Below are 12,631 nucleotides of genomic sequence, written 5' to 3'. Positions count from 1 at the left end.
TATGGCCGTTCAAGTCTGGATTGGCGAGAAACCAGAACACCCGCAAGAGCGCCGCGCCATTCTCGCGCTGGCCCAAACTCTTGAAAAACTTGAGGGCTTGTTCCTGATTCTCTCCAATTTCAGCGTCGGCGGGCGCAGTATCGACCTCGTTATCATCAAACATGACGCGATTGTCATTATCGAGCTGAAACATTGCGATGGTCGTGTCATCGGTAGCGTTAACGGGCCGTGGATTGTCGAGGGGCGCAACGGTGAGCAGAAACGACTGAATCCCGGTCGCAAAAATCCTTACAATCAGGTTATTTCATACTTTCATGCGCTGACCAATTTCCTCAACGAACACCGGCGCGAATTCCTTTCCGAGCAGAAAGCCAATTCCATCGATTTTCGCACCTGCAAGCGTCTAATTGTAATCGCGCCCCGCATTGAAGAAGGGTCACAGCTCGATTTGGACTGGAAGGTAGAGGTGCGTGGGCTTGATGAATTGCCCGCATATATGATTACCGAACGCTCGTCAGAGATCGAGCTGAGCGAAGAGGAGATGCTTGCTATCCCAAAACTGCTCCACTGTACCCCATGGACTGAACTGAACGAAGTGGTGCAGGAAGAAAAACCACCGGCACCGTCGTCACCGGCACTGCCGTGGCGCGAACGAGCTTGGCGGGCGTTGCAGACCACTACTGGCCGGCTAGCAGTAGCTTTTGCTGCGTTAGCCTTTGTCTTACTGCTCGCTCTTTTCTTCCGTCCGCCAGCGCCTGTCCCGCGTGCTGATGCACCAATGACGATCCTTTCAGCCGGCACGCCCGCTGACGGCGCAATGATCGGTTTCAACATTATGACAAGCCAATGCCGTTGGGATGGCTACCAATTGATTAGTAAATACTGGGATGCACGTAATCAGACGTGGCAGAATGTCGCTGCCGGCGAAATCACTACCGGTACTTCGCCTGACATCATTGTCGCCCTTGAGCAAATTGACGCTTGCAGCGACCGTATCGAGTTGAGGTGGAGTGTGCAAAACAACACTTCCCGGACGGTGCGTTTGCCGTTGCGCCACGATAACATCAAGATCAGTGACGGCTTAGGGAACGACTATCCGATCTCGAATGATGACGCACGACCGGCAACGATTACCGTCCCACCGGGTAGCCGGCAGAGTGGCGTGGCCGTGGTACGTCGTCAATTGGCAGCCAACGCGAGTACGCTGCGCATCACCTTGCTTGAACAGCCGTTCGGCGAAGCGAGCTTTATCGTTGCGTTGCAGCCGTAGCACAGCGATGCCGGTAACAAATTGCTCCCCCGCTGTCATTGCGAGCTGCAAAGGACAGAGCAGCGCTCTGTCCCGCAGCGAAGCAATCTCCTCCGAGCACGACAGCCAGCTCGCCCAAGCAGGAAATTGCTGCGGGTGCTGCGCGCCCTCGCAATGACATACGGGAACACCCTTTCGCCCTGACCGAGGAAAAGGATACGCCTCACGATTGGCACCGAGTCGGGTTGCGCGCCTGCTCAAACACGCGCTCAAACTCGGCCAGATATTCAGCCGCCAGCTTCGGATCATCGATGATCAGCAGATTTTCGTCATTGGTGCGTTCGGCCCGGATTGTGAAATTGTACGAACCGGTGATCACGATGCGCTCATCGATGATGATGACCTTGTGATGCATGGTGTAACAGTTTCCATCTTCCAGCACCTCGACGCCGCCATCGCGCAGCATGCCGAAATCTGAACCAACCCCACCGGCATTACGCCGCTCAAACACACCCCGAACCGGTACGCCTGCCTGTTGACGAGCAATCATTGCACGAGCAATCTCGTCGTTCGTGAATGAGAAGGCCATAAACAACACCGAACGACGGGCACCGTTGATCATCTCGACAATCCGCGCCGCCGGTCGCTCACGCGGGGTAAAGTAGTTCTCGATGGTTGCTTGGGCAGTGGTGATACGCGAAAATGGCGTTGTCGCCTGCTTGCTATTCCCAAACCGACCGGCTGCCAGTTCTTCAAATTCGACCCGATAATTCTCGACCAGCGCCGGAATGGTGATGCGCAACAGGTTGTTGTTATTGCGATAGGTGTCATTGATCGTCGCATTCCACGAGCCAGTCCACACAATCTTGGCATCAATGATGATAAACTTGCTATGGAGAAACGCTGTCGTATCCTCCCAGCTGATTGGAATGCCAGCAGCTTCAATCATGCCGGCGAATTTAGCATCAACTGGATCCTCGAGACTCTCGCGGTCAAGCGCCAACCGTACCGCTACACCCCGTTGGTGGGCAGTAACCAGCGCTTCGGCAAGCGGCTGCAACGTATACTCGAATGTCGCGAGATCAATACTCTGTCGAGCATTCGCAATGTCGTTCAACATATCACGCAGGTACGGCGGCGTCACCCGGTTGCGCGGAATATCGGGGTACACCAACGAGGGTGTGGTGAAGTAGACCGTCATCCCCCCTGTGTACCCACTGACGGTGGGGGTTGGCGGCGTTTCGATCCCAAAGAGTGATGGATCAAGCCCAAACCGCCGTAGATCGATAATCCCGGCGGTGATCAGGAAACCGAGCGCGAGAGTCAGAAAGAGCAAGATAACTTGGGTGCGATTGAGGCGCTGCGACGAACGTGGCGAAGCCGGTTTTCGCGCCATAGGATCCTCACAATCTTGCAAAGGCTCTGAGAAGGTGAGCAATACTATCGCTCTAACATATTATGTCATTACGAGGGGGCACAGCCGCTGACGTAATCTCCTGCTCGAGCGCGAGCCACACGCTCAGGTATCCCTCCAACCCACGCAGGAGATTGCTGCACCGCCTCCGGCGGTGCACAATAACACGGGCCACTTGTCATTACGAGGGGCGCAGCCGCCGAAGGAATCTCCTGCTCGAGCGCGAGCCATACGCTCAGGCATCCCTCCAACCTACACAGGAGATTGCTGCACCGCCTCCGGCGGCGCGCCATAGCAAGCGGAAAGTGGCAGCCCGCTCTGCCACCAACTACCCAGCTTTTCTGTCCGCCATCTTACCGCCGGCCAAGGTGCGCCAACAGGCTGAGCGGCAACACCTCCGGCCACCGGCGCGGCAACCGAGGCGGACGGGAGAGAGATGGCGAAGCTGCTGACGCATCGTAAGAGAGATCTGATGAGGTGTCAGGTACGCTTTCCGCACCAGTGATGAGCGAGACCGCCGCCAGCTCAGCCCCGCCAAGCGTGCGTGAGGTGGGTAGAGAGGAGGCTACTCCTGTCGGCAACGCTTGCGCCAACGCTCGCTCAGCCGTCGCTACCGCGCCATCGGCCCGCACCGCCGCCCGCACGGCGGTGCGGATCGCTTGCGCAACCGCTTCCGCAGCTACTTCATCAGCCGCATCGCAGGTAAGCTCGGCAGCTCGCGCCGTGGCCCAACGCAGCAATACCCCGGCTTGTGCATCATCTAACCCGGCGGTCAGCCGTTCATCCTCTTGGATAGCCTCAACCGCCAACCGTTGCAATGGCGTCAGGTGATGGTTCATATTCGGGTTCCGGTGACAAAAAACGCCTGTATGCCGGCATCATTGTACCTCACAACCGCGATCGCGGATCGAGCGCATCGCGCAACCCGTCACCGACAAAATTGATACTCAGCACTGTCAAAAAGATCAACCCGCCGGGGAACAGCGCCAACCACGGCGCCGCTTGCAGATACTGGCTGCCATCGGTCACCAGCCGGCCCCACGTTGGCGTGTCAGGGGGAAAGCCAACGCCAAGAAAGGAGAGAGTCGACTCAGTAATAATCGCGCTACCGACTTCGAGCGTGGCGGCGACGATGATCGGGCCAATCGCATTCGGCAGAATATGGCGGAACATAATTGCTGGCCGGCTCACCCCTAGCGCCGTCGCCGCCTCGACAAACTCCTTCTCTTTCAACGAGAGGAACGACGCGCGCACAATGCGGGCCGTGCTCATCCATGCCAAACAACCGATCACTGTCACCACAATCGTAAAGATACCGGCTTCAGGCGATCCCATTGCCTTAATCACCGGATCGCGAAACAAATAGACCACCAGCAAGGTGAGTGGAATCGCCGGTAATGAAAGGAAAAGATCGGTGATTCGCATCAAAATCTGGTCAATAATCCCCCCGAAAAAGCCTGCTGTCGCGCCGATAATCGTGCCCAGCGAAATCGCAATTGCCATCGCCGTCAGGCCAACCATCAGCGACACCCGCCCGCCATAGAGCGCACGCGCCAACAGATCACGGCCCAGATCATCGGTGCCAAAGGGATGAATTGCGCTTGGCCCTGACAAGATATTGAGAAAATCCAGATGATCAATCGCCGTTTGCAGATCAACCCGATCCTGCAAGAATGGCGAGCCAATTGACTCAAGCTCGGCAGCCAAGCGCGGAACGTAGAAATATGGCCCGACGAATGATACCAAGGCTAGCGTCAACAATACAAAGACCCCTAGCATCGCAAGCCGGTGCTTGCGAAACCGTCGCCACGCATCACTAAGCAACGTGCGTGGTTTCGCTGGCATACGGCTGGTCATCTGCTGGGCGCGGGCGCTGGGAGAGAGACCGACAGCGCCATTGAGTTCTATTTCAGACATCGAACGCTCACCCTTTCCGATGATGACCCTAAACGATGGCAGTGTTGCGCATTACGAATAACGTACCCGTGGATCAAGCACCCCATAAAGAATATCAGCGATTAAGTTGAACACAACGGTCAGAATCGCAAAAATAAACGTTAACGCCATCACTACGGGAGTGTCAGAATTATTGATCGAGGTAATCAGCAAGGCGCCTAAACCATTCACCCGAAACAGATTCTCGGTAATAATCGCACCAGCGAATATAGTAGGAATACCGAGCGCAATCAGCGTCACCACCGGTATCAGACTATTCACTAGCACATGGCGCAACACTACCATCCGGTCGCTGAGACCCTTTGCCCGCGCCGTGCGCACATAATCAAGGTTCAGGTTATCAAGCATCGACGAGCGCATAAAGCGAGTCAGCGCCGCTGTCTGCTGCACAACCAACACCGTCACCGGCAAGGCCATTTGCCGAACTTGCTGCACGAAGGTATCCCAGTCCACAACTTGCAAGGTCGTATTGTAAACAATTGGAAACCACTTAAGATTAATCGCAAACACCAGCATCAAGACAAGGCCAGTGAAAAAAGAAGGAACTGAGAACCCAACAAATGCAAAAAACGTAGCCACATTATCAAAAATCGAATATTGTTTCACAGCAGAGATGATCCCAATCGGAATTGCTAGCAAGACTGCAATCAGATATGCTGTTCCGACTACTATTAACGTCTGCGGCAAGCGCTGCCAAATCAAGTCAAGCACCGGCCCGCGCGTACCGAACGAAAAACCCCAATCACCGCGTAGCAATGAGGTAATCCAACGCACATAGCGCACCGGCCATGGCTGATCAAGCCCAAACTGAATCCGGATCAATTCACGGGTCGACTCAGGAATCGCCGGATTAAGCGCAAACTGCGCCAAAGGATCGCCGGGGGCAAGCGCAAGTACGGCAAAGATCACAAAGCTGATAATCAAGAGGGTAGGAATCGCAATCAATATGCGTCGAATAATGTATTGCAACATGTGTATCGCCCCCAGACCGCGCACAATGCCTACCTAACCAACTATCGAACATAGCAGAGACGCACGCTGATGTGCGTCTCTGCCATCTCACTGCCCATATCACCGCTTAGGGCACACGCCGCCACATTGCGATATTCCAAATGCTGCTGTCAAACGTATTGAAGGTCGGGCCTTCGAGGTTCTTCAGCTTGGCATTGGGCGTGCGGCGATTGATCAGCGGGATCACCGCGCCATCATTCACCAGCAGATCATTCATTTGGATGGCTAGTTGCGCGCGGCGTTCTGGATCGAGTTCGGTCTTCAACTGCTCGAAGAGCGCGTCATATTCGGGGTTGCAGTAGCGGCCATCGTTGCTACCATTCCACTGATTGGCCGACGACGACACTTCAGCGCAGATCCAGCCTTGCAGGTACTGCTGCGGATCAGCCGAGTTCGGGCCGTTGGTATACATTTGCAGGTCGGCGTAGAACTTGTTCAGCGTATCGGGATTACCTGCATCGCCGCCAAAGAAGACCGCTGCATTAATTGCCTTGACGTTGACCTGAATCCCAATCTCAGCAAGGTTCGACTTGATGATCGCCTGCTCGCCTTGGCGCAGCGTGTTAATGCTGGTCTGGAAGCTGACGATCAGCTTGACGCCATTCTTTTCGCGCACTGGGCCGTTCAACTTCCACCCTGCCTCTTCGAGAATACGCTTTGCCTCTTCAACATTACGCTCACAAGTGGTATTGGGTGAATTGAAGGCTGCCGGTACCACTAGAATGTTGCAAGTCGGCTCGCCGGTCGGGCCATAGAGCTGCTCGGCAATCGCCTTGCGATCAATTGCCAGCGAGATCGCACGTCGCACCGCCGGATCGGTCAGGAACGGATGCGGCTGATCAGGCTCGCTGCGCTTGTCGCCCAATGCCGGATCGGGATTGGCAAAGTTAACCACAATGCGCTCGACACCGAACGAACCACCGGCAATCGCATCACACTTGCCGCTATTCAAGATCGGCTCGAGCACCGCCTTCGGGATCTGCAAGTTCCACGCGAAATCGACTTCACCCGTCTCGCAGACGGCGCGCGCCGCCGAAGTTGCGTCGCCACCACCCTTGATCTCGACTTCGTCGAAGAAGACCTTATCAGCATCGCGGAAGAAGGGGTTGCGCTCGTACAGCACCGTGTCACCGGGGCGCAGTTCGCGCAGCTTCCACGCGTTGGTGCCGATCGGGGCCAGATTCGCCGCTTGGCATTCGGCGCTGGTGCTGGCCGCCGCGCCAATGCAGTTACCAAACTGCTTCTGTTGCAAAATCATACCGAAGGGGCCAACGAACGCAATGTACGGATCGGCAGTCGGTTCCTTCCACGTAATCTTTAGCGTGGTGTCATCGATCTTTTCGATGTTCGCGATCGGATCGAACGCTGCCTTCGTAGTGCAAGCCGTTGCTGGATCGGCGCAGTACTTCCACGTGAAGATGATATCTTCAATCGTAAAGTCTGTACCATCCGACCATTTGAGGCCCGGTTTGATCTTCCAAGTTACGCTGGTGCCATCAGGTGCAACACCACCGTTCTCAACGGTTGGAATCTCAGCGGCAAGGAAAGGCACCAGTTCATCGTTCTGGTCGTAGCGCGCTAGCGGCTCAAGGATGACAGTTGCGCCGTCGAAGTCTTTCGTACCGGTCGCCAAATGCGGGTTGAGCGTCGTTACCGCCTGCCAGTAGAGAATAGTCAATTTGCCACCCGGTTGCGCAGCCGGCGGCGTGATCGGAGCCGGCTCAGCCGTTGGTTGCGCCGGGGCAGCCGTGGGTTGCTCGGCTGGGGCAGCCGTTAGCTGTGGCACAGCCGTGGGTTGCTCGGCTGGGGCAGCCGTTGGCTGCGCCTGCTGCTGCTGGCCACACGCTGCTAACATGATCGCTGCCACTGCCATTAGGGTGATCCATACCCAAAGACGTTTGTACGACACAGAAACCTCCTCGCTCCTAAGATGAACACCCGGCTATGATGACTCAGAGTTGGCAGCAGCCACGATTTGCGCGCCCCCGATGCGACGCTACCCAACGCCGCAGAGTATCTGATGGTTCACTCCCGTGCTGCTCCCACCTCGCCATCCGTAAGTAGATCGCGCCAAGATGACGCGCAGAAAAAGGTATGTCAAATAAGCGGTCGATCAACCGTTGATGCCTCCCGCTCGCGTTGCTCAGCACAACTTTGTGTGGTGCACTTTGTTCATTATGCGCTGATTTGGAGACGTGCAGAATGTCTGAACAGTACCATAGGGCGGGCAAATTGTCAAGAAATTGAGTCATGTCGCGCCGGAATGCGCTATTCTTCACGAAGTCGCGGCGGTTAAGAGCAGATGAGGTGTAAATAGAAAACAGAGCGAGGAGACCGGTTGCCAAGCTGCACGGTTACACGGCACTATATTGCCGGCCAGCGCCGCATGGCTACGCGGCTTTACGATGGGATACCACATGCGCGGGCGATTTCATCGATCAGCCAGCGGCTGATCAGAATTTCTTGATCAATTCGCTGCTGGTTGGCGCGGGCCAGCGCGAGATGGCCGGTCTCGATGCCAGTGGCGGTGTGGATGGCGAGAAAGGCTTGATCAGCGCCGCGCCGTTCGCGGTCGGTGATGATCGCCGCCGTGAGGCCAACCCCCAGCAGCGGCCATTCGCCGTCACTCAACGCTTGCGCCCGCCGATAGGCCCATATTGCCATCGCTTGCGCCGTTTCGGCGCTGACTGCCGGGGCATTGATGGCGCCGGTGATCGCGATCCGCGACCGCGTTGAGTAAGCGTCAAGCGCTTCCAGCACCGTGCGCGACGATCCTGCAATCGCATGCAGCCACGCCAATCCTACGCTGCCCGCGCCGGCAAACGCCAGCACCAGCCGGTGCGACGCAGCGTGAATGGCGGTAATCCGTTCGGCGAGATCAGGCGGGATCATGATCATCGGTGTTGTGAATCTTCAGTGCTTTATGGCGTGCAACAGCTAAGATACCGCATGGTTTCGCTACTGGCATTATGCTCGCCGGCAATGAAGATTGCTGCGGACAACCGGCCCATAGCTAAGCGATGTGACTGCACCTCCTCGCAATGCCGGCAGGTTGGCCCTCTTACAACGCAATGCTGCGGGCTAATAACGCTTGCCACGTCGCGCAATCAATGCTATCCCCCGCTGGGAGACCAGCAGTGGCACGGAAGGCGCGAACCGCAACGGCGGTCGTCGGGCCGAACAGACCATCAACCGGGCCGGGATCGAAGCCGAGCGCCGCCAGCCGGCCTTGCACATCAGCGACCGCCGGATCGTAACGGCGTTCCGGCGCCGCTTGCGGGGACAGCGGGGAAAAGAGCGCGCAATCGTGCGCCGCCAGATCCGCCGCCGGCGTCCACGTTAAGGCAAATCCGGCAGCGGCAGTAATGAGCGGCGGTAAGGCTGGATCAGCCGGCAACCAGACGAACGACTCGCTGTCGGCAAAGCGCACCAGCGCGCCTTGCCCTTGCCGATCCCACAAGACCAGCACCGGTTCATCAAATTGTTCTGGGCGCAGCGGTGTGATCACGCCATTATCGCTAACCTGTACCATTTGCGGGCGAAAGGGATAGTCCCAGCTATACTCACTGGCTGGTGCCATTTCTACAAACGCGTAGATCACACCATCGGCCAGCCGTTGCGGCGCGCGCACCAACGGGATCGCTGTTTCGCGGCTCTCAAGAACTGCGAATTCCTCGCCGCTAATAGAGTCGATCCGGTAGAGGCCAAACCGAATATCAGGTCCGGGACCGCCGCCCGCCACCGTTATCTCACGGCTATCAACGCTCCACAGCTCCTCTTCGCAACAACTAAAGGCGCGCACCGGCTCGTCTTCCGGCCCGATAATCATCACTTCACCACCGGGTATGCCCATTTCCGGGAGCATCACCGCGAAAAGCAAGATCTGCACGCCGTTCGGCGACCACGCAACTGGTATATAACGCCACGCCGGATTGGCGACATCTGGTTCAGCCGGCTCAGGATCATCGGCACGCCCCAAGCTAGGCCACCCGCCAGTGATGTAACTGAGGTACACACCGCTCGGCGAATCTTCACGCCCGACGATCAAGCCGGGGGCCGGATCGGTGAGATGGTAAACGACCTTCTGGCCATCAGGCGAAATGCGAGGATAGCTGATGGACTGCTCGCGAACCAAAGCTCGCCGGCCCACGCCATCGAGAACGACCAGTTCATCGCCGGTAAGATAGACCAACGTCCCGTTTTCAGCTACACTCAGCTCGCGCACCGGCTGCGGTTCGTAGGTGATCTGGACGAGGCGGTTACCATCGGGTTCGAGACGCATGACCTGACCGTTGTGGATCAAATAGACTGGGGCGGGTAGGGTAGCAGCAGGGACAAGCGTCGGTGATGCTACTGCTGCCGTTGCTGTGGCCGGCAACAGCGTGGGGACAGCGGTTGGCGCCTCTGCGACAGGCGTGGCCGTGGGGGATGGCAGGGGCGCGGGCGGCGCAGTAGCGCAGGACGCGAGCAGAAGTGCGACCATCCCCCAGATGAACCAGCGTTTATTCACGAACACGCTCCTAGAGTGAATTGAACTTGCGCCCAACGCAGCACGAGTTGCCTTGCGCCAATGGTTTCGAGTATCATCATACGGCATGCCAGCGCAGTTTGCTAGGAGGAAGAGGAGGTTTTGTGACTGCGACGCAGTTCCCGATCGAGCAGGTGTTAGATACATTGGAACGCGAATTGGCTAAGTTTACGCTTCCACTAATCGACCAGATGGGGGAAGTGAGCCAGACGCCATTCCGCATTTTGATTGCCACCATCCTCAGCCTGCGCACGAAAGACACTCTGACCGCCGTAGTGGCGCCACGCCTGTTTGCCATTGCCGATACGCCGGCAGCGATGCTGGAACTGGGTGAAGAGCGGATTGCCGAGCTGATCTATCCGGTTGGCTTTTATCGGGTCAAAGCACGCCAGATTGTCGCTATCTGCCGGATTCTGCTTGAAAAGTACAACGGTGCAGTGCCGTCTGACCTTGATGAACTGCTCACATTGCCCGGCGTGGGCCGCAAGACGGCCAATCTGGTGGTCACTGCCGGCTTTGGCTTACCCGGCATCTGCGTTGATATTCACGTCCACCGCATCTGTAACCGCTGGGGTTATGTGCAAACCCGCACCCCCGAAGAGACCGAAATGGCGCTGCGGGCTAAGCTGCCGCAACGCTATTGGATTCCGATCAACCGATTGTTGGTTACATTGGGACAAAACATCTGCCACCCTACATCGCCGCGGTGCAGCATCTGTCCAATCCGCAACGTGTGCCCGCGGATTGGGGTCACGCGCAGCCGGTGACACAAAGGCGTAGAGAACTCTTAACGCAAAGGCGCGTAGGATGCTAAGGACACAGAGAGTATTAACGCAAAGGCGCAGAGTGCGCAAAGAACGCGAAGGGATAATAAGGGACGGGGTTGTTGTATGGAGGTCTACACTGAGATGGCTAGTATACCAGCATCTATACACGCCGCCAGAAAATTACGAGAAAACCACCAACCTCCACATTTCCCCCCTTAAAACCTCTGCGCCCTTCGCGTCTTTGCATTAAAAACATTCGCGCCTTAACCGCGATTATGGCGCGCCGCCAGCCGCGCCAGCGTCTCGGTGTGGCTAGCTTTGGTGATCGGATAGAAAGCGGTCAAGATCATCCCGCAGATCAAGATTACCGTTGGCAGCGGGCCAATCAGCAGTCGGATCGCTAACAGCGCACTTTCCGGCTGCTGGCCGGGCAGCAGATTCTCGTTGAAGCCGGCAAATTGCAGCGCCAAACCAACCAAAAATAGGCCGAGTGCCAAACCTATCTTTTGCAGCAGTACCATAAACCCGTAGAACATCCCCTCGCGGCGCTGGCCGGTCTCTAACTCATCCAGCTCGATCACATCGGGCATCATACTCCACGGGATGAGATATGCGGTCGCTACACCGGCTCCTGCAATGACGCCGAGCACGATCGCTAGTGTAATTTGTTCGGGCTGAAGAAAAAAGAGAAATGCTTGTACGCCAATCCAAATTAGACTACCAATCATATACACTGCCTTCTTACCGATTCGACGGCTAATCGCGCTCCATACAAACAGAAAGACCAGCGCCGAACCCTGTACGGCAAAAAGCATAATTGGAATAATATCGTTGGCGCTAGCAAAGGTCAGCCCAAACGCAGTCGCCGGAAATTGGGGCACACTGCCTAGCCAAAAGACGATAAAGAAGGTCAACACACTGGATGTCACCTGCACTGCCAGCCACGAGAACATATAGATGCCGACAACAAAGAGAAAAGGTCGATTTTTGAACACATACCGAATCTGATCAAGTAAACTCAGTTCTTCCACGCCGGGCTCAGGTTCGTAACGTTCGCGCGTGCCGAAAAAGCACCAGAGAAAGGGTACCGCAATCAACACACCGATCACCGCACCAGACACGAGATAACCGGTCTGCTGATCGGCAAATTGACCAACAATGATCTGATGCAGAATGCCACCGAGTAGACTACCACCGATACTGAAGGCGAAACGGTAGGAATTGAGTGCTGTACGCTCGTCGTAGTCGCGGGTAAGTTCAGGTGTTAGCGCAGTGTACGGTACATTTACTACTGTAAACGCAGTATCAAAAAGCAGCGCAATGACTAGGTAGTAGATAAACTTACCGGTCACATCTAAAGGCGGCACGATCCATTGCAAGAAAAAAAGCAGACCAAACGGCGCCGCGCCGAACAGCAACCATGGCCGTCGCCGTCCCCAACGGGTTTGAGTTTTGTCAGTGAGCCAACCGACAATCGGATCATTCACTGCATCCCAGATTTTGACAATGAGTAGAACGGTACCCGCGAGACCGGGCGGCAAGCCGGCAATAGTGGTAAGAAAATAGAGCTGAAAGAACGACGCAACAATCGTGGCAATCGCCGGACCGAGATCACCAGCTCCGAAGGCGAGGCGAGTTGCCAACGGCAGACGCTCAGAGTGTGCCGACGTCGTGGCGGCCATAGGGTGCAGCTCCTTAGGATGCAG

10 protein-coding genes are annotated in these 12,631 nt (G+C 56.4%); 2 read left to right on the top strand and 8 right to left on the bottom strand.

Annotated features, from left to right (window positions below; genetic code table 11):
* The first annotated feature begins 1 nt into the window (after position 1).
* Positions 2 to 1,270: a nuclease-related domain-containing protein gene (locus Q1A59_RS02075; RefSeq protein ID WP_298404213.1), complete on the top strand. Its 1,269-nt coding sequence runs from the start codon at positions 2 to 4 to the stop codon at positions 1,268 to 1,270.
* A gap of 202 nt (positions 1,271 to 1,472) precedes the next feature.
* Here Q1A59_RS02075 and Q1A59_RS02070 read toward each other — a convergent pair whose 3' ends face one another.
* The 7 genes from Q1A59_RS02070 to Q1A59_RS02040 all read right to left on the bottom strand — a co-directional run bounded on the left by Q1A59_RS02070 (position 1,473) and on the right by Q1A59_RS02040 (position 10,140).
* Entirely contained in the window at positions 1,473 to 2,645 is a 1,173-nt protein-coding gene (locus Q1A59_RS02070; RefSeq protein WP_298404211.1) for a phospholipase D-like domain-containing protein, read from the bottom strand.
* Positions 2,646 to 3,016: 371 nt separating this feature from the next.
* The gene (locus tag Q1A59_RS02065; RefSeq protein WP_298404209.1) at positions 3,017 to 3,502 is read right to left on the bottom strand and encodes a hypothetical protein; all 486 of its coding nucleotides are present in this window, start codon (positions 3,500 to 3,502) and stop codon (positions 3,017 to 3,019) included.
* Positions 3,503 to 3,551: 49 nt separating this feature from the next.
* On the bottom strand, positions 3,552 to 4,580 hold the full coding sequence (locus tag Q1A59_RS02060; protein ID WP_298404207.1) for an ABC transporter permease: 1,029 nt from the start codon (positions 4,578 to 4,580) through the stop codon (positions 3,552 to 3,554).
* Positions 4,581 to 4,631: 51 nt separating this feature from the next.
* The gene (locus tag Q1A59_RS02055; protein ID WP_298404205.1) at positions 4,632 to 5,591 is read right to left on the bottom strand and encodes an ABC transporter permease; all 960 of its coding nucleotides are present in this window, start codon (positions 5,589 to 5,591) and stop codon (positions 4,632 to 4,634) included.
* A 106-nt stretch (positions 5,592 to 5,697) separates the two neighbouring features.
* Complete coding sequence (locus tag Q1A59_RS02050; RefSeq protein ID WP_299643649.1) at positions 5,698 to 7,503, bottom strand: peptide ABC transporter substrate-binding protein; 1,806 nt, start codon at positions 7,501 to 7,503, stop codon at positions 5,698 to 5,700.
* A gap of 527 nt (positions 7,504 to 8,030) precedes the next feature.
* Positions 8,031 to 8,522: a hypothetical protein gene (locus tag Q1A59_RS02045; protein WP_298404203.1), complete on the bottom strand. Its 492-nt coding sequence runs from the start codon at positions 8,520 to 8,522 to the stop codon at positions 8,031 to 8,033.
* Positions 8,523 to 8,691: 169 nt separating this feature from the next.
* A complete protein-coding gene (locus tag Q1A59_RS02040) occupies positions 8,692 to 10,140 on the bottom strand; it encodes a peptidoglycan-binding protein (protein ID WP_299643619.1) in 1,449 nt (482 codons plus the stop codon).
* Between the two features lie 122 nt (positions 10,141 to 10,262).
* Here Q1A59_RS02040 and nth point away from each other — a divergent pair, with 122 nt between their 5' ends.
* Entirely contained in the window at positions 10,263 to 10,925 is a 663-nt protein-coding gene (nth, locus tag Q1A59_RS02035; RefSeq protein ID WP_298404199.1) for an endonuclease III, read from the top strand.
* Positions 10,926 to 11,188: 263 nt separating this feature from the next.
* On the opposite strand, the gene Q1A59_RS02030 is transcribed toward nth, so the two are convergent.
* Complete coding sequence (locus Q1A59_RS02030) at positions 11,189 to 12,607, bottom strand: MFS transporter (RefSeq protein WP_298404197.1); 1,419 nt, start codon at positions 12,605 to 12,607, stop codon at positions 11,189 to 11,191.
* Positions 12,608 to 12,631 lie beyond the last annotated feature (24 nt).

Origin of the sequence: uncultured Chloroflexus sp., from assembly GCF_937951745.1 — a bacterium.
In the GTDB taxonomy this organism is placed as follows: Bacteria; Chloroflexota; Chloroflexia; order Chloroflexales; family Chloroflexaceae; genus Chloroflexus.
This window is presented reverse-complemented; position numbering and strand designations above follow the sequence as displayed.

Excerpts from the sequence above, each read along its gene's own strand:
- Q1A59_RS02075 (WP_298404213.1), top strand. The coding sequence starts at position 2 with ATGGCCGTTCAAGTCTGGATTGGCGAGAAACCAGAACACCCGCAAGAG.
- Q1A59_RS02070 (WP_298404211.1), bottom strand. The coding sequence starts at position 2,645 with ATGGCGCGAAAACCGGCTTCGCCACGTTCGTCGCAGCGCCTCAATCGC.
- Q1A59_RS02065 (WP_298404209.1), bottom strand. The coding sequence starts at position 3,502 with ATGAACCATCACCTGACGCCATTGCAACGGTTGGCGGTTGAGGCTATC.
- Q1A59_RS02060 (WP_298404207.1), bottom strand. The coding sequence starts at position 4,580 with ATGTCTGAAATAGAACTCAATGGCGCTGTCGGTCTCTCTCCCAGCGCC.
- Q1A59_RS02055 (WP_298404205.1), bottom strand. The coding sequence starts at position 5,591 with ATGTTGCAATACATTATTCGACGCATATTGATTGCGATTCCTACCCTC.
- Q1A59_RS02050 (WP_299643649.1), bottom strand. The coding sequence starts at position 7,503 with ATGGCAGTGGCAGCGATCATGTTAGCAGCGTGTGGCCAGCAGCAGCAG.
- Q1A59_RS02045 (WP_298404203.1), bottom strand. The coding sequence starts at position 8,522 with ATGATCCCGCCTGATCTCGCCGAACGGATTACCGCCATTCACGCTGCG.
- Q1A59_RS02030 (WP_298404197.1), bottom strand. The coding sequence starts at position 12,607 with ATGGCCGCCACGACGTCGGCACACTCTGAGCGTCTGCCGTTGGCAACT.